Annotated in this window: 20 protein-coding genes; 15 read left to right on the forward strand and 5 right to left on the reverse strand. The window is 62.6% G+C overall.

The genetic code is table 11. The annotated features are described in order from the left end of the window. Positions 1-165 precede the first annotated feature (165 nt). Entirely contained in the window at positions 166-1,050 is an 885-nt protein-coding gene (nadK, locus tag C3F36_RS03430) for an NAD(+) kinase (RefSeq protein ID WP_010673644.1), read from the forward strand. Between the two features lie 24 nt (positions 1,051-1,074). Here nadK and C3F36_RS03435 read toward each other — a convergent pair whose 3' ends face one another. After that, complete coding sequence (locus C3F36_RS03435) at positions 1,075-2,232, reverse strand: GGDEF domain-containing protein (RefSeq protein WP_104454473.1); 1,158 nt, start codon at positions 2,230-2,232, stop codon at positions 1,075-1,077. 304 nt (positions 2,233-2,536) lie between these two features. On the opposite strand from C3F36_RS03435, the gene recN reads away from it, so the two are divergent. From recN to C3F36_RS03470, 7 genes are all read left to right on the forward strand, one after another. Next, positions 2,537-4,201, forward strand: coding sequence for a DNA repair protein RecN (recN, locus tag C3F36_RS03440; protein ID WP_104454474.1), 1,665 nt, complete (start codon positions 2,537-2,539; stop codon positions 4,199-4,201). Positions 4,202-4,668: 467 nt separating this feature from the next. Then, positions 4,669-5,109, forward strand: coding sequence for a universal stress protein (locus C3F36_RS03445; RefSeq protein WP_104454475.1), 441 nt, complete (start codon positions 4,669-4,671; stop codon positions 5,107-5,109). Positions 5,110-5,303: 194 nt separating this feature from the next. Continuing rightward, on the forward strand, positions 5,304-6,467 hold the full coding sequence (locus C3F36_RS03450; protein ID WP_069785330.1) for an efflux RND transporter periplasmic adaptor subunit: 1,164 nt from the start codon (positions 5,304-5,306) through the stop codon (positions 6,465-6,467). Continuing rightward, positions 6,464-8,488 (forward strand): MacB family efflux pump subunit, encoded by a 2,025-nt coding sequence (locus C3F36_RS03455; protein ID WP_104454476.1) that lies wholly within the window; start codon positions 6,464-6,466, stop codon positions 8,486-8,488. Before C3F36_RS03450 ends, C3F36_RS03455 begins: the two co-directional genes overlap by 4 nt. Beyond that, positions 8,485-9,858, forward strand: coding sequence for an efflux transporter outer membrane subunit (locus C3F36_RS03460; protein ID WP_104454477.1), 1,374 nt, complete (start codon positions 8,485-8,487; stop codon positions 9,856-9,858). Before C3F36_RS03455 ends, C3F36_RS03460 begins: the two co-directional genes overlap by 4 nt. Before the next feature lie 132 nt (positions 9,859-9,990). Next, positions 9,991-10,797 (forward strand): siderophore-interacting protein, encoded by an 807-nt coding sequence (locus tag C3F36_RS03465; protein WP_104454478.1) that lies wholly within the window; start codon positions 9,991-9,993, stop codon positions 10,795-10,797. Positions 10,798-11,048: 251 nt separating this feature from the next. Continuing rightward, positions 11,049-12,155, forward strand: a complete 1,107-nt coding sequence (locus tag C3F36_RS03470) for a 3-deoxy-7-phosphoheptulonate synthase (protein WP_104454479.1) — start codon at positions 11,049-11,051, stop codon at positions 12,153-12,155. A 470-nt stretch (positions 12,156-12,625) separates the two neighbouring features. On the opposite strand, the gene C3F36_RS03475 is transcribed toward C3F36_RS03470, so the two are convergent. Both C3F36_RS03475 and dsdC read right to left on the reverse strand, forming a co-directional pair. Next, entirely contained in the window at positions 12,626-13,033 is a 408-nt protein-coding gene (locus C3F36_RS03475; RefSeq protein ID WP_010673634.1) for an H-NS family histone-like protein, read from the reverse strand. Between the two features lie 349 nt (positions 13,034-13,382). Next, positions 13,383-14,327, reverse strand: a complete 945-nt coding sequence (gene dsdC, locus C3F36_RS03480; RefSeq protein WP_104454480.1) for a DNA-binding transcriptional regulator DsdC — start codon at positions 14,325-14,327, stop codon at positions 13,383-13,385. A gap of 215 nt (positions 14,328-14,542) precedes the next feature. On the opposite strand from dsdC, the gene dsdA reads away from it, so the two are divergent. Then, positions 14,543-15,874, forward strand: coding sequence for a D-serine ammonia-lyase (gene dsdA / locus C3F36_RS03485; RefSeq protein WP_104454481.1), 1,332 nt, complete (start codon positions 14,543-14,545; stop codon positions 15,872-15,874). A 339-nt stretch (positions 15,875-16,213) separates the two neighbouring features. Beyond that, a complete protein-coding gene (locus C3F36_RS03490) occupies positions 16,214-16,390 on the forward strand; it encodes a hypothetical protein (RefSeq protein ID WP_010673631.1) in 177 nt (58 codons plus the stop codon). 66 nt (positions 16,391-16,456) lie between these two features. On the opposite strand, the gene icd is transcribed toward C3F36_RS03490, so the two are convergent. Further along, positions 16,457-17,710, reverse strand: coding sequence for an NADP-dependent isocitrate dehydrogenase (icd, locus tag C3F36_RS03495; RefSeq protein ID WP_010673630.1), 1,254 nt, complete (start codon positions 17,708-17,710; stop codon positions 16,457-16,459). Positions 17,711-18,120: 410 nt separating this feature from the next. On the opposite strand from icd, the gene C3F36_RS03500 reads away from it, so the two are divergent. Continuing rightward, positions 18,121-19,212, forward strand: a complete 1,092-nt coding sequence (locus C3F36_RS03500) for an alpha/beta hydrolase (protein WP_039039248.1) — start codon at positions 18,121-18,123, stop codon at positions 19,210-19,212. Between the two features lie 84 nt (positions 19,213-19,296). Here C3F36_RS03500 and C3F36_RS23570 read toward each other — a convergent pair whose 3' ends face one another. Continuing rightward, positions 19,297-19,446: a hypothetical protein gene (locus C3F36_RS23570; RefSeq protein WP_199769661.1), complete on the reverse strand. Its 150-nt coding sequence runs from the start codon at positions 19,444-19,446 to the stop codon at positions 19,297-19,299. Positions 19,447-20,004: 558 nt separating this feature from the next. Here C3F36_RS23570 and C3F36_RS03505 point away from each other — a divergent pair. From C3F36_RS03505 to C3F36_RS03520, 4 genes are all read left to right on the forward strand, one after another. After that, positions 20,005-20,298 carry a hypothetical protein gene (locus C3F36_RS03505; protein WP_042014257.1) on the forward strand — a complete coding sequence of 98 codons (294 nt, stop codon included), beginning with the start codon at positions 20,005-20,007 and terminating at the stop codon, positions 20,296-20,298. A 103-nt stretch (positions 20,299-20,401) separates the two neighbouring features. Next, positions 20,402-21,184, forward strand: coding sequence for a hypothetical protein (locus C3F36_RS03510; protein WP_048208058.1), 783 nt, complete (start codon positions 20,402-20,404; stop codon positions 21,182-21,184). Between the two features lie 157 nt (positions 21,185-21,341). Further along, positions 21,342-23,462 (forward strand): hypothetical protein, encoded by a 2,121-nt coding sequence (locus tag C3F36_RS03515; RefSeq protein ID WP_104454482.1) that lies wholly within the window; start codon positions 21,342-21,344, stop codon positions 23,460-23,462. A gap of 3 nt (positions 23,463-23,465) precedes the next feature. Then, entirely contained in the window at positions 23,466-24,227 is a 762-nt protein-coding gene (locus C3F36_RS03520; protein WP_104454483.1) for a DUF3142 domain-containing protein, read from the forward strand. Positions 24,228-24,232: the final 5 nt, after the last annotated feature.

Raw genomic sequence — 24,232 nt, forward strand, 5'->3', positions numbered from 1 at the left:
AGCCCCGGCTTTCAAGGGGAAAAGGGCAGATCGGGCACAATGGCGCCCATCCGCGTGCCAGGCAGCCCCTTTTCGGGGCCGATTGCACCAACCGCCACGGAGGCAGACAAATCCCCGGCAAAGCGCGGTATACTCCCCCCAAGACTCTCCCAGACCCGATAACCTATGGATTCTCCGTTCAAAACCGTTGCCCTCATCGGCAAGCCCCATCACGAGGGGGCCAACCAGACCCTGACCGGCCTGTATCAGTACCTGACCAGCCGCGGCTTTCGTGTGCTGCTGGAGAGCCGGGTGGCCCATACCCTGGGGCTGCTCGGGGAGAACGTGATGGATCTGGTGCAGCTCGGCGAGCAGGCGGATCTCGCCATCGTCGTCGGCGGTGACGGCAACATGCTGGGGGCCGCCCGGGTGCTGTCACGGTTCGATGTGGCGGTGATCGGGGTGAACCGGGGCAACCTCGGCTTCCTGACCGATCTCTCGCCCCAGGATTATCTGCTGCCCCTGGAGCAGGTGCTCTCGGGTCACTTCAAGAGCGAGCATCGCTTCCTGCTGGAGGCCGCCGTCTATCGCCACGGGGAGCGCAAGTCGAGCAACCTCGCGGTCAACGAGGCGGTGCTTCACCCGGGCAAGATCGCCCACATGATCGAATTCGAGGTCTACATCGACGGCAGCTTCATGTACAGCCAGCGCTCGGACGGCATCATAGTGGCGACACCCACCGGCTCCACCGCCTACTCCCTGTCGGCAGGGGGCGCCATTCTCACCCCCAAGCTCAACGCCATCACGCTGGTGCCCATGTTCCCGCATACCCTGAGCAGCCGCCCCATCGTGCTGGATGCGGACAGCGAAGTGCGGCTGCTGGTCTCGCCGGACAACCAGGACGACGCCATGCAGGTGAGCTGCGACGGCCAGGTCACCCTGGCGGTCCACCCGGGGGACGAGATCCTCATCAAGAAGAGCAGCCACAAGCTTCATCTGGTGCATCCGCTGGATTACAGCTACTTCCACGTGCTGCGCAACAAGCTCGGTTGGGGCAGCAAACTCTTCTAGCCAGGCAACACCGGTGGCGAGGGTCTACCCCTCGCTGCTTTCGACCAGCCGAGGCAGTGCCGGCTCGAATGCCAGATGCACCCCGTTTCGCCCCGCCTCCTTCGCCCGGTACATGGCAGCATCGGCTTTGGTCAGCATCAGTGCCAGGTCAGCCTCGGCACTGGCGCACACAACCCCCATGCTCACCGTAACCCCCTCGCACGGCAGGCAGGCCCCCTGCCGGGAGCCCGTCTCTATCTGGCGGCGGATCCGATCACAGATGTCGCGGGCCATCTGGCCGCTCACGCCCCCCATGATGATGGCGAACTCCTCGCCACCGATGCGCCCCACCAGATCATCCTTGCGTACCTCGGCCACCAGCACCCCGGCCACATAGCGAATGACTTCATCCCCGCAGCCGTGACCAAACTGGTCGTTGACCCGCTTGAAGTGATCGATGTCCAGGACCACCACGCAGCGCGTCTGGCCAGGCGTAGCCCCCTCTCCCTGCCTGGAGAGGCCGCGCCGATTAAGCACCCCGGTGAGGGGATCCCGCTCCGAGAGCGCCAGCAATGCCTCCTCCGTCTCCACATAGGCCACCAGAGGCAGCAGCAACACCGAGCCGATGGTCAGCACCATGTGCATGAAGAAGATGAGATCGAGCCAGTCTCCGTCCCCTATCCGCTCTTCGACTCCCAGCAAGAGCAGCCCCCCCTGGCTCAGCAGGATGGTGAAATGCAGCAGGTAAATGAGCGCCACCGCATGGAGCACCCGCTTCTGTTGCCGGCCGAGAGAGACGATGAGGCAGGCGCACCACAGGTACAACATTGACTCCATCAGAGCCAGCACAATGCGCACGGGGGCGAGGCTGGACAATCCCAGATAGAGCAGCAGCAACACCGCCACGCCTCCCCTCACGGCACGGGGATGCCATGCGCGCTCGTAAAGCGCACAAAAACCGGCGAGCAACAGCAGGATGCTCATGAGCGAGACCAGGCCGCCGACCCGGATGCCCAGCGCCGGATGGCCGCCCAACACCCCCAGACTGAGCAGCAGGATGGAGAGGGAGAAGAGAAAAGCGGAGAGGGACCAGTACAGAAAGTTGCCTCGACCCGGCTTCAGGGAGTGAATGAACAGCATGATCAGCCCCGACATCAGGTTGATTGCCAGGGAGATCAGCAGCAGGGTCGGGGTATGGATCATCGTGACGCATCCTTGCGAAGAGGTCTGTGCACAGCCCAGGCTCAACCAGGACTGTTTCGAGTGTGTCTCAGCCAGCCACTCACCACAAGAGAGCCCCTTAAGGTGGCTTCTCGCATCGCCTCAGCCCATGCCAGGTACGCAGGTTGATTTGCAGGCCATCTGATCGGCGTCACACCCATGCCGCGGCCTTGACATCCTTGCCCTCCCCTGTTTCGCAAAAATCCTCCCTGCCCACTTTACTGTATATAAGACCAGTATATACTGGATGCATACACAGTAATGTTGACCCATACAGGATGAGACCATGCTGACCCAGCTGACCGTCAACAACTTCGCCATCGTCAAGTTTCTCGAGCTCGATCTGCAACCGGGGATGACCTGCATCACCGGGGAGACCGGGGCGGGCAAATCCATCGCCATCGATGCTCTGGGGCTGTGCCTGGGGGAACGCGCCGAAGCCAGCATGGTGCGCCCGGGCAGCGACAAGACCGAGGTGAGTGCCCGCTTCGTGCTGGAGGGTAATCCTGCCGCCCGGGCCTGGCTCGCCACCAACGAGCTTGAAAATGACGGTGAGTGCATCGTCCGGCGGGTACTGTCCGCCGAGGGGCGCTCTCGCAGCTATATCAACGGGGTTCCCGTCCCCCTCGCCCAGCTAAGGAACCTGGGTCAACTGCTGGTCAACGTCCACGGTCAGCACGCTCACCAGATGCTGCTCAAACCCGATTACCAGCTCGCCCTGCTGGACGGCTACGCCGGTCATCATCTGCTCCTCGACGATGTGCGCCGCCACTACCAGCAGTGGCGCCAGTTGCAAAACGAGCTCAACCGGCTCAAGGCCGAGCAGCAGCAGCGGGAAGCCCGCCGTCAACTCATCGAATACCAGGTGCAGGAGCTGGACGAATTTGCCCTTCAGCCGGGAGAGTTTGAAGAGATTGAAGAGGAGCATCAGCGGCTCGCCAATGGCACCGAGCTGATGCAGGAGTGCGGGTATTGCCTCGATCTGCTCTATGACAATGAAGAGACCACCATCGCCGGTCTGCTGCAGACGGCCGTGGACAGAGCCGAGACCCTGGTCGGCATGGACAGCCGGCTTGGCAACGTGCTCGGCATGCTCAACGAAGCCCTGATCGGCGTACAGGAGAGCCACAGCGAGCTGCGCAGCTATCTCGACCGGCTGGAACTGGATCCAGAGCGCTTCAACGAGCTGGAGAGCCGCCTCTCCAAGGCCATCAACTTAGCACGCAAGCACCATGTCAAACCGGCGGAGCTGGCCCTGCACCATCAGGAGCTGGCCGCCGATCTGGCCCGCCTGCACTCCGACGAAGAGCGACTCGAGGGGATGGAGGACGAGCTAGCCTCGGCCCGCCAGGCCTTCGTGCAGGCCGCCGAGGCCCTGAGCCAGAGTCGCCAGCGCTATGCCGAGGAGCTGGGCGCGAAGGTAAGCGCCAGCATGCACGAACTGGCGATGCCCGATGGCCGCTTCGCCATCGAGGTGCGACCCGATGCCCAGAGCAGCCTCTCGCCCCTTGGCATCGATCGGGTGGAGTTCATGGTCACCACCAACCCGGGCCAGCCCATCCAGCCGCTCGGCAAGGTGGCCTCCGGCGGCGAGCTGTCGCGTATCAGCCTCGCCATCGTGGTGATCAGCGCACGCAAGATCTCCACCCCGACCCTTATCTTTGACGAAGTGGATGTGGGGATCAGCGGTCCGACTGCCGCCGTGGTGGGCCGCCTGTTGCGCCAGCTCGGCGAATCCACCCAGGTGATGGTGGTCACCCACCTGCCCCAGGTGGCAGGCAAGGGTCACCAGCACATGGTGGTGAGCAAACACACCGACGGCAAGACAACGGAAACCCAGATGCAGGCGCTCACCCCGGGCGCCCGGCTCAACGAACTGGCCCGCCTGTTGGGGGGCGATCAGATCACCGACAACACCCTGGCCAACGCCCGTGAGTTGCTCGCAAGCTGACCACGGGGCGGACGGGATGCCCTCCCGTCCATGTCGGCCCTTTCAGATTGACCGTGCCATCATCGCGGTGGCTAGCTGAAACCTCTTGCCGACGGCGCCGGCCTGGTTGGCCGATGCCGTGAGCCGCAAGAAAGAGGGGCTGCCCTGGCTAATCCGCGGCACATGTCTTGATGCTCAATCTGAGCCTGTCAGCCTGGTCATCACCCAGTCGGGTTTCCATCGCCATGGTCAGAACGCCACTCATCTTCGTTGCACTCATTCACATATCGAACGGACCCACTCCTTCATTTTCCATTCAACTCAGTCTGTTATGATGATGTAAACGGACTCGGTACCTTCAGTTGCCATCGACAGAAGGTGACGCTTGATGCAAACACACCGGGTTCGTTTGAGCTGACATTTCGCGGGAAGGGAGGATGGGAGCGCGCTTCCACCGTCTGACCCGCACCTGCCAAGGAGAACTGCTTATGAGCCCGACCAATATTGTGCTGTTGCTGGAAGGCAAGGATTACGAGCAGGAGACACTGGCCAAGGCGAGCCGTCTGGCACAAGGGCTGGGCGCCAACCTGACCTTGTTGCACCTGACCCACAGCAGCAAGACCCGTCGCAATAGTCTGTCCCTGTCACAAGAGGAGCGCAGCGCCCAGGGCACCCTGGATGCCAAGGCGATCATCAGTGAACTCATCCCCCAGCTGTCTCATCCGGTGGATTACCAGTGCCTGGTGGTGGATGACGTGGTGCCGGATCTCCAGCGCTGGCTGACCGCTCACCCCGCCGACCTCTTGCTGGTCGGCAGCCGTCATCACTGGATGAAGGGCTCGCTGGCCCGTCTGCTCCTCTACAAACTGCCCCTCGATATCCAGATCTGCCACGAGCCTCACGCCGCCTTGCTCAAAGCCGTCGGTTGACACCACAAGACCCGCTCCCTGAGCGGGTCTTCTTGTTTCTGACGCCCCGCCGTCACCCTCCCCCAGCTTGACCTCCTCCACTGCGTCAACGCCAGAACCACACGATTTCTTACACATTGCTCGCTTCTTTTTGAGGGCCATTTGCTGCACGATATGGCCCTTGCACGCCTTCGCTCGTTTCGTTCAGGTGATAAATGAAAGCTCTTCGAAAACCCGGCAAGCTCGCCCTGCTCGCCCTTGTGCTGATCCCTCTCGTCACCTGGCTGGCCTGGCCAGGCAACACACCGGACCCGGTACTGACCGCAACGGTAACCCGCCAGGATGTGGAGCAGACGGTGCTCGCCAGTGGCGTACTGCAGGCCATCGAGCAGGTGGATGTGGGGGCCCAGGTCTCGGGTCAGGTCACCTATCTCGCGGTGGAAGCGGGTCAACAGGTCAAACAAGGAGAGCTGCTGGCGGAGATCGATCCCCTGATCGCCCAGAACAACCTCAAGACCGCCGAAGCTGAGCTGGCCAGCCGCCGCGCCCAGCTCAAGATCAAGCAGGCACAGCTCAAACAGAACGAGCTTGCCTGGCGCCGCCAGCAGCAGATGTTTCGGCAGGAAGCGAGCTCTCGTGCGGATCTGGAGAGCGCCGAAGCCCAGCTTGCCGTCACCCGGGCCGAGCTGCAAAGCGCCCAGGCCGACATCGACAACGCCATCATCAAGGTGGAGCGCGCCAAGACGGAGCTCGGCTACAACCGCATTCAGGCCCCCATGGATGGTACCGTCGTCTCCATCGTCACCCGGCAGGGGCAGACTCTGGCCGCCAGCCAGACGGTACCGACCCTGCTCAAGCTCGCCAATCTCGACACCATGACGGTCAAGGCCCAGATCTCCGAAGCGGACGTCACCCGTGTCAAGGCGGGCATGCCGGTCTATTTCACCCTGATAGGGGATCCGGATACTCGCTACCACGGTACCCTGCGCACGGTCGAGCTGGCCCCCACCAACATCAATGAGCAGACGGCCAGCACCACAGCCACCAGCAATGCGGCCATCTACTACTATGCCCTGTTCGATGTGCCTAACCCCGGCCATCAGTTGAGGGTCGCCATGACGACCCAGGTCACCATCGTGCTCGGCGAGCGCAAGCAGGTACTGGCCATTCCCCAGACCGCCCTCGGCAAGAAGACTGGCGACAACGAGTACGAGGTCAGCCTGCTCAAGGCAGGGGACCAGAGAGAGATCCGCCGCATCAAGACCGGCATGAAGGATGACATCAAGATTGAGGTGGTGAGCGGCCTGACCGAGCAGGATAAGGTGATCCTGGAGCAGGGCAAGCCGGCCCTGCACGATGAAGGGGAGATGGAGCCGTGAGCGAGCCCCTGATCCGTCTCAAGGGCATCGAGCGGCGCTACCAGAGCGGAGAGCACGAAGTGACCGTGCTGCACCCGCTGGATCTCGCCATCGATGCCGGGGAGATGGTGGCCATCGTCGGCGCCTCCGGCTCCGGCAAATCGACCCTGATGAACCTGCTGGGCTGCCTCGATCACCCGAGCGGCGGCCAGTATCTGTTTCGCGGCCAGGATACCGCGACCCTGGATGCCCTCTCCCTGGCACGGCTGCGCTGCCACCACTTCGGCTTCATCTTCCAGCGCTATCACCTGCTGCCCCATCTGGATGCGGCCGCCAACGTGGAGATCCCCGCCATCTATGCCGGCACTGCCCGCCTTGATCGCCAGGCCCGAGCCCGCACCTTGCTGACCCGCCTGGGACTGCAGGATCGCAGCCACCACAGACCCGGCCAGCTCTCCGGCGGTCAGCAGCAGCGGGTCAGTATTGCCCGGGCGCTCGCCAACGGCGGCGAGGTGATCCTGGCGGACGAACCCACCGGCGCTCTCGACAGCCAGAGCGGCAAGGAGGTGATGACCATCCTCAAGGAGCTGCACGCCCAGGGCCACACCATCATTCTGGTGACCCACGACATGGCGGTAGCAAGCCATGCGGATCGCATCATCACCCTGCGTGACGGGCGGGTAGTGGAGGACAGCGGCCATCGGGCGGCCGATGACAACGCAGCCTCACCCTCCCCATCCGGGGCGCCGACCCACCCGCAGCCGGGTGACGGCAGCCAGCTGGCCCCTCCCTCTGTCGGGCAAGATGCACAGGACACAGGCGCCGCCGTCCGCACCGCAAGCCCGGGCTGGGATCGCTACCGGGAGGCGGGGCGCATGGCCCTGCACGCCATGCTGGCCCATCGCATGCGCACCTTCCTCACCATGCTCGGCATCATCATCGGCATCGCCGCCGTGGTCAGCGTGGTGGCGCTGGGTCAGGGGGCGCGCGCCAAGGTGATCGACGACATCAACGCCATGGGCACCAACACCATCGACATCTTCCCCGGCAAGGACTGGGGAGACGAGAAGGCCGCCAGCATCCAGACCCTGAACGAGCGGGATCTCGACGCGCTGCTCGGCCAGCCCTATCTGGAGGGGGCCAGCCCCCAGATAGCGACGTCGGGCCAGCTTCGCTATCGCAACAAGACCAGCAGCGGCAGCGTGATCGGGGTCGGCAACGACTTTTTCCGGGTCAAGGGGATGACGCTCACCCAGGGGCGCCTGCTCGATGAGCGGGACATTCGCAACCGGACGGCAGTCGCCGTGGTGGATGGCAAGACCATAGAGAGCCTGCTCGGCCAGGTGGACCCGGTCGGCCAGGTGGTGCTGGTCGGCACCCTGCCGGTGCGCATCGTGGGGGTGGTCACCCAGGAGACCGGCTTTGGCCGCAGCAGCCAGTCGGTCAATGTCTGGCTCCCCTACAGCGCCGTCATGAGCCGTCTCCTCTCCCAGCAGCACTTCACCCAGATCACCATCCGGGTCAAGGACGGCGTCCAGCCCGCCCTGGCCGAGCAGGCGGCAGTCGCCCTGCTGACCCAGCGCCACGGCGTGAAAGACTTCTTCACCTTCAGCAGCGACAGCATCGTCAAATCGGTGGAGAAGACCACCGCCACCCTGACACTGCTGGTCTCCGCCATCGCGGTGATCTCCCTCATCGTCGGCGGCGTCGGAGTGATGAACATCATGCTGGTCTCGGTGGTGGAGCGCACCCGGGAGATAGGGATCCGCATCGCCGTCGGCGCCCGCCAGTCCGACATACTGCAACAGTTCCTCATCGAGGCGGTGATGGTCAGCCTGCTGGGGGGGCTGCTCGGTATCGGCCTCGCCCTGCTCATCGGCGCTCTCTTCTCCCTGCTCGTGGAAAGCTTCCAGATGCGCTTCTCGCTCTTCTCCATCCTGATGGCCTTCGGGTGCTCCTCCCTCATCGGGATCCTGTTTGGTTACCTGCCCGCCCGCAATGCGGCCAGGCTCGATCCGGTGGAGGCACTGGCGAGGGAATGACGATGCACAACCTATCAAGGCTCGGGCTAAGCCTGATGCTCACCGCCAGCCTCGGTGCCTGCAGCCAGCAGAGCACCTATCACAGACCCGATCTCGACGTGGCGCCAGCATGGCAGCAGGAGAGCCGGGGTCTCACCGCGCAGCAGGCTGGCCCCTGGTGGCAGGGATTCCAGGATCCCGCACTCGATCGCTTGGTCGAGGCGGTGCTGGCCGCCAACCCGGACATGCGGGTGGCCGGGCTCAAGCTCAAGAATGCCCTGCTCGGCGCCGATCTGGCTGACACCAACCTCACCCCCTCGGTCAGCGCCAATCTCGGGGCCAGCGGCACCAAGAACATGAAAGATGGCAGCGCCAGCAGCAACCTGGGCCCTTCCCTCAACCTCAGCTACGAGGTGGATCTCTGGGGCAGACTGGCCGCGGCAAGGGATCAGGCAAGCTGGGAAGCACAGGCCAGCGAACAGGATCTGGCCGCCACCCGGTTGCTGCTCATCGGCAAGACCCTGGAGCAATACTGGCAACTGGCCTACCTCGGTTCAGCCATTACCCTTAGCACCCAGCAACTGGCCAATCTGGAGCGCATTGAGCGCCTGACCCGCGCCAAATACGAGGCGGGCGCCGTGACCCGACTCGATCTGGTACAGGCCAGCCAGCAGAAGGCAGGCAAGCAGGCGGAGCTCGCCACCCTCACCCAGCAGCGGGCACAGGCGGGCAATGCTCTTCGCCTGCTGCTGGGCCGCAGCAGCGGGCCGCTCGCTGACGCTCCCGACGCCCTGGTAATGGGCCCGATCCCGTCCCTGGCGGCCGGCATTCCCGCCGATGTGCTGGCCCGGCGGCCCGATGTGCGCGCCGCCGAACTCAGGCTGCGCAAGACCCTTGCGAGGGGAGACGAGATCCGCACCGGCTTTTATCCCACCCTGAGCCTGACCGGCGGTGCCAGCACCACCTCGGATACCCTGACCCAGGTGCTGCAAAATCCGGTCGGCACCCTGGGCGCCACGCTGGCGCTCCCTTTCCTCGAGTACAACAAGACCCGGCTCTCCATCGCCAGCGCCGACATCGACTACCAGATTGCCGAAACCGAGTTTCGCAAGCAGCTCTATACCGCGCTGCTGGAAGTGGAGGATGGCCTGGCAGCCCGTCAGCAAGGGGATCAGCGGCTGCGCTATCTGGAGCAGCAGAGGGCCTATGCCCGGGAGGCCGAAAGGCTCGCTGGCGCCCGTTTCCTGGCCGGTGCTACCGGGGTGCAACCCTGGCTGGATGAGCAGAACCGCCTGTGGGATGCCGAGCTCGCTCTGCTGGCACAGCAGCAGGCCCAGCTCAACAACATGGCAGGCATCTATCGGGCGCTGGGGGGAAGCGATCGAACCTGACCCAGGCAGAGAGTGTGGGATCGCGATGGACATCCCGAGGAGGTCAATCGCGACCCATTCTGCCCACAAACCAATTGATAATAATTTTCATTTCATCAAGAATGGGCGCCATCATCAGCCAGGAGTATGCCCATGTCTCAACCCGCCCCGGCCAATCGCCCCCGCCTGCTCACCGTCAAGCATGTTCAGGATGTGAGCCCGCACCTGCGCCGAATCTGCCTGACCAGCCCCGAGCTTGTGGACTACCCCTTCAGCTGTGGCGGTGCTCATGTCAAGATCATGCTGCCCCGACCGGATCAGCGCGAGATAGTGTTGCCCACCCCCACCGACAAGGGGCCTCGCTGGCTCGATCCCGCCCAGAAACCCGTCATTCGCACCTTCACCATACGCGCGTTTCGCCGGGAGGCGCTGGAGCTCGACATCGACTTCGCCCTGCACGGCGAGGCCGGCCCCGCCAGTCGTTTCGCCCTGCACGCCAAACCGGGTGACAAGCTCGCCATCTCGGGCCCGGGCGGTCCCGACCCCATGCTGCAAACGGCCGAGCACTATTACATGGCGGGGGATCTCACCGCCCTGCCCGCCATCAGCGCCATGGTGGAAGTGATGCCAGCCCATGCCCGCGGCCATATCGCCCTGCTGGTCCCCCATCAGGACGACGTGCAGGATCTGTCGCTGCCGGCCGGCGTCGACCTGCGCTGGTTCGTGGGCAATCCGGAGCAGGCCGCGACCCTGGTGGCGCATTTCACCGCCCAGCCTATGGTCGCTGAGGGGAGCTATTTCTGGTTTGGCGGGGAAGAGAGTCTGGTCGTGCCGCTGCGCCGCCACGTCAGACGCACCCTGGATGCCGAGCGCCAGCGGGTCTACGCAGTCCCCTACTGGCGCAGCGGCAAGGATGAAGACGCCTACCATCAGGACAGGCACGCCGTGATGGACAGCTGATCCCCTCTTTATCTTGTGACTGGCGGGCTTCTTCCCTCGGGGAAGCGGCCTGCTTTTGCTGCGGTTCCCCCGCCATCGTTCTTTCTCCCCCCATCTTCGCCTGGCGATTTCATTGCACTTGCATTTGAGACAAACACCAAGATAATGACAATCATTCTCAACAACTGCGATGAGCCGTGAATCTGTCTGCTCCCAACAGGATGCCGCATACGGGTTCCCCATCGCACACATGCACAGCAAGGTAACTCCAGATGGCAGTTTTGAATTCGGTCATGCGCGCCTTCGCCATAGAGGCGCTACCCACCCCTGCCGAGCTGCTGGCGCAGCACCCCTGTCCGGCCGACATGGCCCGGCACATCGACAACCAGCGCCATCAGGCACGCCGGATCCTGGCAGGTGAAGACGATCGCCTGCTGGTCGTGATTGGCCCCTGCTCCATCCATGATCCCGTCGCGGCCCTGGACTATGCCGGACGGCTGGCACGACTCGCCACCGCCTATGAAGACAGCCTTCAGATAGTCATGCGAGCCTATTTTGAAAAGCCGCGCACCACGGTGGGCTGGAAGGGGCTGGTCTTCGATCCGCACCTGGACGGCAGCAACGACATCAATCGGGGATTGCATCTGGCACGCCAGGTGCTGCTCGACATCAATGGACTGGGGCTCGCCACCGCCACCGAATTCCTCGACACCACCAGCTTTCTCTATCTCGCCGATCTCGTCAGCTGGGGCGCCATCGGGGCACGCACCACGGAGTCTCAGGTCCACCGGCAATTGGCCTCCGCACTGCCCTGCCCCGTGGGATTCAAGAACGGTACGGACGGCAATATCCGGGTCGCCATCGATGCCATCCAGGCCAGTACCGCCTCCCATCTCTTCACCGCCCCCGGCAGCCAGGGCGGCATGGTAGTGATCAAGAGCGAAGGCAATCCCGACGGCCATATCATTCTGCGTGGCGGCACCCTGCCCAACTACCACCAGAGCGATGTGGCGGAGGCAGCAGACCGCCTCACCCGTCAGGGACTCCCCCCTCGCCTGATGGTGGATTGCAGCCATGGCAACAGCCAGAAGCTGCACACGAACCAGCTGAAGGTCGCCAAAGAGCTCTGTCGCCAGCTGAGCGAAGGGAGCCAAGCCGTCGCCGCCGTCATGGTCGAGAGCTTCTTGCTGGGAGGAAACCAGAAACCGGCTCCTCTGGGTGAGCTGCAATACGGCCTGTCAGTGACCGATGCCTGCCTCTGCTGGGAAGAGAGTGAACACCTGCTTGCCATGCTGGCAGAGGCGGTCCAGGCCCGTCGCCGCACCCGGAGAAAATACGCACACACCGCTCAGTCTGAACTCGGACAACCCGTCATCTAGCATTCGGTTTATTTGTTTGCCACCAATCCGTGTCTGCCTCATCCGCACGTTGTCCGGCATCGTGCGGATATATCGCAGAAGAGCGGTGTCAAACAGACCATAAATAGAGGGGATAAATTAATAGGCGGTGGGCGTCATGCATCAGCATGAAAAAGAGACGGGCCGCTCAGGCGTACAGATGAGGATCCACCGCCGCTATTTCATTCTGTCACAGCAGGTATCCATGTTCGTTTCTCACAAGGGACGAAGAAACACGGGCTGTATGAGTCCTCAGTGCGTATAAGTGGCGAGGTGGCGTGGAAGATGATGCGCCATCTTTATTGGGCACATGGTGGTTATGGCTATTCCAGACGAGGCTCTCCAATTAACCGGAGTAACCTGCGCAATTGGGTTTTACTGCGACATCATCTGAACCCTGAAAATAATAATGCCGCCCTGCAGGCGGCATTATCGAGAACCGGATCCGGTGATCAGATCAGGAAATCGTTCAGATCCTTGCCCAGCGCAACTTGCTCGGCGATGGCCTTGGGCATACGACCCTGACCGGTCCAGGTCTTCTCCTGACCGTCTTCCTGGTACTTGTATTTCGCAGGACGGGGAGCACGCTTGCTCTTGGTAGTGCCCGCCGCAGCCGGAGCCGCCACGCTGCCGATCAGCTCACGGGGATCGATACCAGCCTGTTGCAGCATTTCGGTGAATTCATTCAGTTTGCGCTGACGCTCTTCCTGTTCGGCGCGTTCCTGTTCAACGGACTCGGCACGCTCGTTATATACCAGGTCAAACTTTTCTTTCGCTTCTTGCAGTTGCTCAAACGGCAGTTCACGAATGGCAGCGCGCAAGCTGCGAATGTTCAGCAGAACCTTCAGAAACTCGTTCATTACTTCCTCACAGAATTATTTTTGTATGTCACAGGGATAACACGATTTGAGAATAGCATGCCCATTGGATAACAACATAATGTTTTTATACCATCCGGCAAAGCGCTGACACCATATGGACATTATTCACCGTGGTTAATTCCCTGCCTGATACTTATTGGGAATACTCTCACAGACTTTATTTTCTATTTTCCCCGGTTAATCTCTGGTTCACCTCATCCGTTGCTCACGCTGTTATCTCTTACCCGCGTCGCTCTGCGCCAGGTCATTTAGCAGCAGTGCTGGCCCTTATTGTACAAATAGTGCGCTCATGGCCATGACCTTCGCAGACAATAAACCAAGTCCCGTGTCAGGATGCCCCTTGCGCCTGATCCTGTATCCAGCGGATGAATGCCTGGATCTTGGGACACTGGCGGTGAGGGAGGGTCGCCAGGTAATAACGCGGCTCGCAGCGCACCGCCATATCCGGGAAGGGCATCACCAGCGCTCCGCTCGCCAGCGCCTGGCTTGCCAGTTGCCTGCGCCCCATGGCGACACCGGCGTGGTGGGTGGCGGCAAGGATCGCCAGATCCGCCCGATCAAATCCCATGTGCGACGCGCAAGCCTCCAGGGAGAGATGCCAGTGACTCCCCCAGGTGCGCCACTCGTCGCTGTCGGTGTCCTGGCCCCAGGCCTGCCTGTCATGGAGCAGGCGGCACTGCTGCAGATTCCCCACCTCCCCCATCAGACCGTGGTCGCTGGCGTATTGCGGGCTGCACACCGGCACCATGTATTCATCCATCAGGGGGTGGATGGCCAGGCCCGTTGGGGTTCTGGCATCGAAGTTGAGGGTCAGATCGATGCCGTAGCCGTGCAGGTTGATGTGCTCGTTGCCCGTCAGCAGGTTGAGCTCGATGTGAGGATGCAGACGGGAAAAATCGGCGAGCCTTGGCACCAGCCAGCACTGGGCGATGGAGGGGCGCGAGTGCAGCGTCAGAGATCCCGACAGCGCCTGCTCCCTGATCTCCAGCACCTCCTGATTGATGAACTCCAGGGAAGAGGTGAGCGCCCAGAAGATGCGCTGCCCCTCCGTGGTCAAGGCCACCTTGCGGTGAAAGCGCTGGAACAGCAAAAACCCGAGCGCCTCTTCCAGGGCCGAGATGCGGTGGCTCACCGCGCTTGGGCTCAAGGAGAGCTCGTCGGCGGCGAGCGCAAAGGAGCCGTGGCGGGCCGCTGCCTCGAAGGTGTGGAGCCTGGCGAGCTGATGGCTGCTGAGCAGCTTGCTCCTCACCCCCGGGTGCTCATCGCGTTGCATGGTTGGGCCTCCCTCTCTTTTATCTGGCAGATGATACCAGAAGGGCGAGGTTTGCATTCACCAGGAAGACTCAACTCACCCGTATGCGAAGACACAGCAGGGTAGATGACCATTTGCATCAACTGGGCTCATCCAAGCGACGCGTTTTATCATTTGTCACGGCAACGCTGGCGCCGTTCAATGGGATGATTCCGTCACCACCCCGAGAGGCTTTCATGACACACACCGACATTGCCGGGCTCATCGCCCGCTTCCCCCTGCTCGAACCGCTGATCGCTCTCACCCCTGTGACCTGGTTCAATCCGGGGGCCACCTCCCTCGCGGAAGGATTGCCCCATGTGGGGCTCACCCGGCACGATGTGGCCGCCGCCTCCGCCCGGCTCGCCCGCTTCGCCCCCTACCTGTGCGAGGCCTTCCCCGAAACCCGCGCCAGCCACGGCATCATCGAGTCCAGGATCGCCGCCATCCCGACCCTGCAGGGGACCCTCAATGGGCGCTATGGCGTCGAACTCACCGGCAGGTTGCTGCTCAAACAAGACAGCCACCTGCCCATCTCCGGCTCCATCAAGGCGCGCGGCGGCATCCACGAGGTGCTGGCCCATGCCGAACATCTGGCCATCCAGGCTGGGCTGCTGCGCGAGACGGATGACTATCGCACGCTGTTTTCGGACGAGTTCCGCCACTTCTTCGGCCAGTACAGCATCGCGGTGGGGTCGACCGGCAACCTCGGCCTCTCCATCGGCATCATGAGCGCCCGCCTCGGCTTTCGCGTCACCGTCCACATGTCCGCCGATGCGCGGGAGTGGAAGAAGTGCAAGTTGCGCGAACATGGCGCCATCGTCGTGGAATATGCCGACGATTACGGGGTGGCGGTGGAGCAGGGACGCAAGGAGGCCGAGCGCGATCCCAACTGCTTCTTCATCGATGACGAGCACTCCCGCACCCTGTTCCTCGGCTATGCGGTGGCGGGCGAGCGGGTGAAAAAGCAGTTCGACGAGATGGGCATCAGGGTGGACGCCGACCATCCGCTCTTCGTCTACCTGCCTTGCGGCGTCGGCGGTGGCCCCGGCGGGGCGGCCTTTGGTCTCAAGCTGGCGTTTGGGGACAACGTGCACTGCTTCTTCGCCGAACCTACCCACTCCCCCTGCATGCTGCTCGGGGTCCACACCGGGTTGCACGATGCCATTGCGGTGCAAGACCTTGGCATCGACAACCTCACCGCCGCCGACGGCCTCGCGGTGGGACGCGCCTCCGGTTTTGTCGGCCGCGCCATGGAACGCCTGCTTGCGGGCTTCTACACCCTGAGGGATCAGGAGATGTACGACCTGCTGGGGCTCCTGGCCCGGGATGAAGAGATCCGGCTCGAGCCCTCGGCACTGGCGGGCATGGCAGGCCCCTGGCGAGTGGCCACCCACCTTGAGTGGCAGAGTGGGCAGGGACTGGATGCTGCCAAGATGGCCGGGGCCACCCACCTGGTGTGGGCCACCGGCGGCGGCATGGTGCCCGCCGAGGAGATGGAAAAATACCTGGCCTGCGCCCGGATCTGATCTTTTTTTCGCCCCCGTGACCCGCCGACCTGGCGGGTTTTTCTGCTGCGAGATCAGCAAGATGGCACCTCAGCCCTCGCCCCCATGACACAGACGGCCAGACTGCTGGACAGCCTGATTTGTCATCCAGCCCCACCGACTGGTTATTTTGTGATACGATAGAGACCGTTTTTTGACATCTGCGCCCCGTTGTCCCCTTTTTCCGGTGAGATAACCACCGGTTCCGGCGACCAACACCTGCCGGGCGCAGCACAACATGTGCCCAGTTCGAATCGCTCCTGCGCAACCTTGACGCCTGGAGCACTCCCCTCTGGGCACCTTAGATAAGGAGATCGGGCGATGAAACAATATCAAAGCTGGTTGGGACAATATCTGATGAGCCGCCGTGACGGAGACCACGCCATGGCATCCGAGCTCGCCAGCTCCATCTGCGAATTCTGGCAGGCCCGTGGAGATGAGGCCGAGACCAGCAAATGGCAGCAGATCTACGAGCAGCACGTGGAAAAAACCACCTGACGACCTGCTCTCCTCCATAAAAAAACCGGCGCTCATGGCGCCGGTTTTGCATTTCAACGACCCGGATCACATCTGGTCGATCATGTCCTGGGCGAACTGGGAGCAGGAACGCAGGGTGGCCCCTTCCATCAGACGCTCGAAGTCATAGGTGACGGTCTTGTTGGCGATGGCCGCTTCCATCCCCTTGACGATGAGGTCAGCCGCCTCGGTCCAGCCCAGGTGGCGCAGCATCATCTCGGCAGAGAGGATGAGGGAGCCCGGGTTGACCTTGTCCTGGCCAGCGTATTTCGGCGCGGTGCCGTGGGTGGCTTCGAACAGGGCAACGCCATCGCCGATGTTGGCACCCGGCGCGATGCCGATGCCGCCGACCTGGGCCGCCAGCGCGTCGGAGATGTAGTCGCCGTTGAGGTTCATACAGGCAATGACGTCATACTCGGCCGGACGCAGCAGGATCTGTTGCAGGAAGGCATCGGCGATGACGTCCTTGACCACGATGGTCTTGCCGGTTTTCGGGTTCTTGAAGGAGCACCAGGGGCCGCCGTCGATGAGCTGGGCATCGTACTCTTTCTGGGCCAGGGCATAGCCCCAATCCTTGAAGGCACCCTCGGTGAACTTCATGATGTTGCCCTTGTGCACCAGGGTCACGGAGTCGCGATCGTTGTCGATGGCGTACTCGATGGCGGCACGGACCAGACGCTCGGTACCGGCCTTGGACATGGGCTTGATGCCGATGCCGCAGGACTCGGGGAAGCGAATTTTCTTCACGCCCATCTCGTTTTGCAGGAAAGCGATCACCTTCTTGGCTTCATCGCTGTCCGCCTTCCACTCGATGCCGGCGTAGATGTCTTCGGCGTTCTCGCGGAAGATCACCATGTCGGTCAGCTCGGGGTGCTTGACCGGGCTCGGGGTCCCTTCGTAGTAACGGACCGGGCGCAGGCAGACGTAGAGATCCAGCTCCTGGCGCAGGGCCACGTTGAGGGAGCGAATACCGCCGCCGACCGGGGTGGTCAGCGGGCCCTTGATGGCCACGCAGTATTCACGAATGAAATCCAGGGTTTCGGCCGGCAGCCAGGCACCTTCGCCATAGACATGAGTCGACTTCTCGCCGGTATAGATCTCCATCCAGGCGATCTTGCGCTCGCCTTTGTAGGCTTTCTCGACCGCAGCATTCACCACATTCAACATGGCCGGGGTCACGTCCACACCGATACCATCCCCTTCGATAAACGGAATGATGGGATTGTGGGGAACCTGCAGCTTGCCGCTGGCATCGACTGTGATTTTCTGGCCCTGGGTCGGGATAACTACTTTGCTTTCCATCGGCATCTCCTAACTTCCGTTTGTTATCAATCTGATCGTTGCGCGCGGCCATCTTAAGCCCATCCATTTGCATAATCAAATAGCGGGCGTGCATGTCAGACCATAGTCGGGGAGTGGATCACAGTGCGCCTGAGGATCCCCTCCTCCCTCGCCGCCCTCAGGTCCTGACGAGGCGCAGGCCCCATCCATCCGGGCCTCTTCCTCTCTTGATGACAGCCTCTCCATGCCCTCGCCGCCCCGAAGGCGCCACTCCCCCAAATCCCGTTCGCCTTTACATCGTCGTAACCCCTTTGGCGAGGCAAGGCGCGCCGGGGGACAGGCTGCCGGATCCGGACTAGGCTCTTTGCCAGTGATCGGGGCGCCCGGGGCGTGGCCGGTCATGAAGAGAGCACGACAACAAGGAGAACACCATGTTTATCGTCACCAACCGGATGGTCAACGAGCAGGGCAAGACCCCCAGCGAGATCTTTGGCGAAAAACCCGCAGAGGGCCCCAACGAACTGCGCCTCGCCGAGGCCCGGCGTCAGGGCAAGCAGTGGCAGCTGGACCTGCTGCCGGATCAGATCACCGCCGAGATGGCCGCCAGCGTCGGCCTTGACCCCGACCTCCCCCACCCGGCCAGCGCCTATGTGGCGCGCAAGCTGCTGGAGCGCTGCGCCGGGACCGGCAGCACGGCCAAGCAGAAGCTCAAGACTGGCAAACACCTGCTGCTGTTCGTACACGGCTTCAACAACGATCTTGACGATGTGCTGGAGCGAGCCGCGGGGCTCGAGGCCCGTTACGGCGTCGAGGTGCTCTGCTTCAGCTGGCCCGCCAATGGCGGCGGCGCCCGGGGCGTGCTGAGCTACAAGAGCGACAAGCGCGATGCCCTGGCCTCGGCCGGGGCCCTTGACCGGGTGCTGGAGAAGATGAAGGGGCTGCTCGACGAGTTCAACGGCCAGTATGTGACGCAACTGGAAGAGAAGGCCCAGAAGAAGTTCGCCGACAACGGCGAGGCCTGGGATCGCTACTTCGCCAAGGAGGTGAACAAGCGCTGCCCCTTCACCATCAACCTGCTGCTGCACAGCATGGGCAACTACCTGTTCAAGCACCTGCTGGGCAGCACCACCTACCACGCCAACCAGCTGCTGTTCGACAACATCATCATGGCCGCGGCCGACACCAACAACGAGCTTCACGCCCAGTGGGTCGATCGCATCCAGTGTCGCAACCGCCTCTACATCACCATCAATGAGCGCGATGGTGCCCTGATGGCATCGCGCATGAAGATGGGGGAGCAGCAAAAGGCGAGGCTCGGCCACTACACCCGGCGGCTGGACGCCAGAACGGCCACCTACGTGGACGTGACCAATCAGCCCCATGTGGGGGACTCTCACGCCTACTTCGAAGGGGATGCCCTCGCCAACGAGAAGGTGCTGCGTTTCTTCCACACCGTCTTCAACGGCGGCACCGGCGAGAGCGCGGAGCTGTTCGATGCGGCCCAGAACCTCTATCGCCTCTAGCCACTGCGCAAAAAAACCACCGCCCCGAACAGGGCGGTGGTTTTTCATTATGCGCTCACTTGGTGGCCACAAGGCCGCCAGGGGCTAGTGTTCTGCCACTTCCGGCTGGGGCGCTTCGCTGCGCTCCCGTTGCAGTTCATCGACCCTGGCCTGCCATCTGTCCTGGGCCTGTTTTTGCCCCTGGGACTCGAATTCCTGGCGCATGGTGTCGATTTTTTGGTCAAGTTTTTCCATCAGGATGTCTCCTTACATCTCGGGTTACACACTGGCTGACGGCACTGTTTGGCCAACCTGCTCACCCGATTGGACACCAGGTTTTCCCCAATTGTCCAACAAAATAAACGATTGATTATGCAAAAACTAATCTAGAAAATGGGTTAAAGCTCCTTATGAAACCCCATCACCCACCCTGAAAACGCCTGATAAAAACACTATTTTTACCATTCATATCAATATCTTGATATTTATCACTCGCTCAATGACTCCCTTGAGTTCAGCATGACGAGTGTATGCACATTTTTTTTCACAAAAACTCCCCGATCTCCAGGTTTTGCGACCGGAAAGTCCCCCTTTTCCATCCAAAAATGCGATGGGTTATGACACAACCCATCTCTTTAATGGATAGATAATCCCCAACCCCGGCCCTGCGGCTTGCCAGCCCGACCACCAGCAGGTTCGCTTGTTACCCATCCGGGCATATCCCGCCCCACTCCCGCCCCGATAAAATGAAGCCGCACCACGCCTGCTGAGCGGGTTGTTACCGCCCTCATCCCCTCTCGTCGGAGTCATGACATGGATCTCTTCTGGTGGTTTGCCCTGCCCGTCGCCGCAGGCACCTTCTATGGGTGCTATTTCTGGAACCAGCGCCATGCCCAGCCCGACTGGCTGCGCCTGCCCACCCGCGCCGACTACCTGCACCAGCATCCCGAATGCGCCATCGACGATGAACTGGGGGCGCGCTGCTGCGCCTGCGGCTCCGACAAGGTGCTGGGCCACCCCCAGACCGGCTGGCCTGATCATCGCTTTCGCCACACCTGCCTCGCCTGCGGCAAGGCGCTCTTTCGCACCGAAGAGCCCCCTGTATAAGCATCCACATTCGCCCTTTTTGTATGGCGATGTATGGCGATGGCAGATGCTGACACCCGCGAAGCAGCAAAGAGCACATGCTCAGGGCAGGGAGACATCTCAGATGGAAAAGGATTTAACCGCACTGAAGCGCAAGTGGCTCAAGAAGCATCTGCAAGCGCTACGGGCAGTAAAAGACGAGGAAGAAGAAAAAGTAGGCATGCCAGGGTTTGTCGGCATCCTGTGCGCCCTGCTCCCCTTGCTGACAGCGGCTATCTATTTGGTCGGGATGCGATATTACCACGGCTATCTTGACCGCTTCGGCCTTGAATACACCGAGTTCTCCCAACCAGCGGATGTCACTCTTTTTCACGGATTCCTGCTGCTGCTACAGCTGCTCTTGCCTTACGTGTTCCCTCTCGTCATGACAGTTGGAGTGCTCTTTGCCACGCTCTCATGCCTGTTTTTCAAGGTGAGGTGGCGCTTGACTCTCTCATGGTGGGTGGTCCGCTTTTTTGTTCTGCTTCCCATCGTGATGAAGGGTGGGAAAATTGCCCGCACCTATCCCGCTCCATTTACATTTAGTTGTCTGATTTGGTTAAAGAATACCTATTTGAAATTTGCACTTTTCATGCTTCCTATCCTGTTGGTCATCTGGGCATCTGAATACACCAGACCCATGGGGGAGAAAGAGGCTAACAAGCAGATCACCCTCCTCGAACAAGGCAACTGGCCAGAGAGTAAGGCCCATAGCCAGTCCCCTCTGCTGGGGGATGAACCCCATATCCGCATCGGCTGCAACACCTCCCACTGCGCCTATCGCCTCAAGGGGGGTGACACCCTGATCCTGCGCCTCGACCAGATAACCGAAACCCGCTACCAGCCTGACAAGGCCGCGCCGAAATAGACGGCATGGCGCAGGCGTCCTGACAGGGAGAGCGCCGACCAGGTCAGAATGGGTTGTCGTTTGTGACCCTCTTTCGTACTATTGCCCGCCACTGCGAACCCCCTTTTCCGGCCCGGGCGTCACGCACGGCGCGGGCCCACAAACGGATAGCGATCCCATGACATCTCTGACCCACTGCTCGGTGCTGGCGATGACGCTGGTTGCACTGCCCGCCCTCGCCTCCGGTGACGGTGACGGGTGCGGCTTCTGGCTCACCGACTGCCCTCTCCCCACCTATCCGCTCTATCTCAACGAGAACGACACCCGGGGCAACCTGCTGATGCTGCTGGGGGATGCCCAGCATCACCCCCTGCCCTTCACCCTGCCGGCAGATCCGCTGAACGAGCGCAGCCAGCCGCTGTTCTACCTCACCCGCCTCCCCCAGCCGGAGGAGGTGGAGGACCCGGCGCTGCGCGAGCAGCTCGGCAGCCGACTGGCCGCCTACGACCCGTCCCTCCCCCCGCTGCTCGAGCACTACGCGGGCCACGACTCCCTCTACGGCCACGCCATCTCCAACTCCCTCTCCTCGGTCAGCGCGTTTCTGGACGCCCTCGAGCAGAGCGAGGTGCCCGCCCCGGAGCGCACGTCGCTGCTGCGAAGCCGTCTGCTGATCCTGGGGCAGCAGGAGAGCCCGGCCCCCGCGACCGAAATGAGCGGTGCTACCCTGGAGTGGCAGGGGTATCTGCAGGCCGCCCGGCACTTCTACGAGAGCCGCTTCGAGGAGGCCCGCGCAGGCTTTGCCGCCTTGCAGCAGGCCAAGGCCCCCTGGGTGGCCGAGAGCGCGACCTACATGGTGATGCGCACGGAGATCAACCTCGCGATGAAGGAGGCGAAGGACGAATACGGCGATCAGGACGTGACCAGGAGTGACAAGGAGGCCCTTCGCCGCGCCATGGCCCAGGGTCAGGCCTATCTGGCGGCCTACCCGCAAGGGCGCTACGCCAGCTCTACCAGAGGACTGTTCAGACGCATCCAGTGGATGGCCGGTGATCTCGGCGCCCTGCGGGATGCCTATGACGAGGCCATGGCAACCCGCCAGCCCTTGCCGGCGCTGGAGGCCCTGGTCAACGAGATCGATCTCACCCTGCTCAGTGGCGATGCCTATCGCCATCAGGCGGCCTATCAGGACTCGGCCCAGCCGGCGCTGCTGTTCGTCAATGCCCTGCGGGGTCTCAGACCGACCTATGAGCGGCCGCGGGACTGGCAAGATGCCCAGCTGGACGACGCCATCGCGCACCTGCAAAAAACCGGTCACCAGGCGCAGGCGGCCTATCTCAAGGCCTACGCCCTCTTTTTGGACAAGCAGTTCGAGCAGGTGCTGGCCCTGCCCTCCCCGGGGCAGGAGGACGCCACCCTGGCATTCAGCCACCAGATGCTGCGCATCTGGGCCTGGCAGGGCATGAAGGCCTTCGACAAGGCCGAGCAGGCCCTGATGGCACTGGTGGCCTCCCCCCTGGGTCAGGCCCAGCAGGCGTTCGTGGAGAACGTGCTGGCGGATCACTGGGTGCGCACCGGCAACACGGCGGCCATCTTCCAGCCGGGCAGCCCCATCACCCAGCTGCGCATCCGCGCGGCCGTGCTCAAGCAGGAGGCCGAACCCGCCCTGTTGCGCCAGCAAGCCAGTCAGGGCCCGAGCGCGGCGGAGCGGCAGATTGCGCTCCATACCCTGCTGGTGCGGGATCTCATCGCCAGCGACCCGGCCACCTTCTTGCAGGATGTGGCCCTCATCCCCGCCGATTACAAGGAGGCGACCCCTCCCGCCGACGCGCCCTGGGAACCCGTGCCCAACGGGGATGTGCGCCTCTCGGCGTTCCAGTGGCGCGGAGAGGGGACGCCCCAGGGCTACCACTGCCGGGATCTGACTCAGACCCTTGGCACCCTGGTGCAGCGCCCCGACGATGGTCATGCCCTCAACTGCTTCGGGGAGTACCTGCGCAGCCGGGATCCCCATATCGACCTGTGGCAGGATCGCGAGATGATCTGGGGGCTGGCGCAAGACGAGCGCCCCACGTTCCCGAGTCGCCTCGCCCTCTATCAGGCCGTGATGGCCAACCCCAAGGCGGAGCCCGAAGACAAGAGCTATGCCCTCTATCGCGCCATCCAGTGCTATGCCCCCTCCGGCTACAACAGTTGCGACAGCCAGGAGATCCCCAAACGCACACGGCAGGCCTGGTTCAACACCCTCAAGCAGCGCTATGGCAACTCGGTGTGGGCCAGATCCCTCAAATACTACTGGTGAGCCATGAGCAGACGCTCTGAACGCGCCCTGCTGGCGCTGCTGCTGACGACCCTGGCCACCCCCCTTGAGGCCAGTGTCGATGCCAGCGCCTATGACGCCTTCTGGCTCTGGTCCGCCACCCGCCACCAGCCGGTACTGGAACAGGCCAGCACCCTCTATCTGCATCAGGGGGAGATCCTGGACAGGCCCGGCGGCTCCCGCTTCGTCAAGCTGGGGCGGGTTCCCTCCCCCCTCAAGGCCGGGCAGGTCTGGCTGGTGGTGCGTGTCAACGCCCTCCCCCTCTCCCCCGCCCACGAGCAGGTGCTGGTGCGCCTCTACGAGGGGTGGCGCGCGGCCGGGGCCAGGGTGGCGGGCATCCAGATCGACTTCGATGCGGCGACCCGCCAGCTCGATCGCTATGGCAACGCCCTGCAACAACTGCGGCGCGCCCTGCCTCCCGGGTGCAAGCTCAGCGTGACGGGGCTGCTCGACTGGGCGAAAACGGGGGACGTGGCAGAGCTCAATCGCCTGCCCGTGGACGAGCTGGTGATCCAGACCTATCAGGGCACGCGCACGGTGCCGGGCTATCAGGCCTATCTGCCCGCCATGGCGCACCTGACCATCCCGTTCAAGGTCGGGCTGGTGCAGGATGGGGAGTGGGATCCCGCCTGGCAGACAACACTGGCCGCCTCCCCCCACTACCGGGGCGAGGTGGTCTTCCTGCTCAACCGCCCGGCGCCGATCCCGGGGACCAGCGCCCCTGTTCCCCGGCATGACGCCCCCTGAGATGC

The organism is Aeromonas sp. ASNIH2, assembly GCF_002934795.1.
Lineage (GTDB): Bacteria > Pseudomonadota > Gammaproteobacteria > Enterobacterales > Aeromonadaceae > Aeromonas > Aeromonas caviae.

Bases quoted from the DNA above. Each gene is read 5' to 3' on its own strand.
- nadK (WP_010673644.1), top strand. From the start codon at position 166: ATGGATTCTCCGTTCAAAACCGTTGCCCTCATCGGCAAGCCCCATCAC.
- C3F36_RS03435 (WP_104454473.1), bottom strand. From the start codon at position 2,232: ATGATCCATACCCCGACCCTGCTGCTGATCTCCCTGGCAATCAACCTG.
- recN (WP_104454474.1), top strand. From the start codon at position 2,537: ATGCTGACCCAGCTGACCGTCAACAACTTCGCCATCGTCAAGTTTCTC.
- C3F36_RS03445 (WP_104454475.1), top strand. From the start codon at position 4,669: ATGAGCCCGACCAATATTGTGCTGTTGCTGGAAGGCAAGGATTACGAG.
- C3F36_RS03450 (WP_069785330.1), top strand. From the start codon at position 5,304: ATGAAAGCTCTTCGAAAACCCGGCAAGCTCGCCCTGCTCGCCCTTGTG.
- C3F36_RS03460 (WP_104454477.1), top strand. From the start codon at position 8,485: ATGACGATGCACAACCTATCAAGGCTCGGGCTAAGCCTGATGCTCACC.
- C3F36_RS03465 (WP_104454478.1), top strand. From the start codon at position 9,991: ATGTCTCAACCCGCCCCGGCCAATCGCCCCCGCCTGCTCACCGTCAAG.
- C3F36_RS03470 (WP_104454479.1), top strand. From the start codon at position 11,049: ATGGCAGTTTTGAATTCGGTCATGCGCGCCTTCGCCATAGAGGCGCTA.
- C3F36_RS03475 (WP_010673634.1), bottom strand. From the start codon at position 13,033: ATGAACGAGTTTCTGAAGGTTCTGCTGAACATTCGCAGCTTGCGCGCT.
- dsdC (WP_104454480.1), bottom strand. From the start codon at position 14,327: ATGCAACGCGATGAGCACCCGGGGGTGAGGAGCAAGCTGCTCAGCAGC.
- dsdA (WP_104454481.1), top strand. From the start codon at position 14,543: ATGACACACACCGACATTGCCGGGCTCATCGCCCGCTTCCCCCTGCTC.
- C3F36_RS03490 (WP_010673631.1), top strand. From the start codon at position 16,214: ATGAAACAATATCAAAGCTGGTTGGGACAATATCTGATGAGCCGCCGT.
- icd (WP_010673630.1), bottom strand. From the start codon at position 17,710: ATGGAAAGCAAAGTAGTTATCCCGACCCAGGGCCAGAAAATCACAGTC.
- C3F36_RS03500 (WP_039039248.1), top strand. From the start codon at position 18,121: ATGTTTATCGTCACCAACCGGATGGTCAACGAGCAGGGCAAGACCCCC.
- C3F36_RS23570 (WP_199769661.1), bottom strand. From the start codon at position 19,446: ATGGAAAAACTTGACCAAAAAATCGACACCATGCGCCAGGAATTCGAG.
- C3F36_RS03505 (WP_042014257.1), top strand. From the start codon at position 20,005: ATGGATCTCTTCTGGTGGTTTGCCCTGCCCGTCGCCGCAGGCACCTTC.
- C3F36_RS03510 (WP_048208058.1), top strand. From the start codon at position 20,402: ATGGAAAAGGATTTAACCGCACTGAAGCGCAAGTGGCTCAAGAAGCAT.
- C3F36_RS03515 (WP_104454482.1), top strand. From the start codon at position 21,342: ATGACATCTCTGACCCACTGCTCGGTGCTGGCGATGACGCTGGTTGCA.
- C3F36_RS03520 (WP_104454483.1), top strand. From the start codon at position 23,466: ATGAGCAGACGCTCTGAACGCGCCCTGCTGGCGCTGCTGCTGACGACC.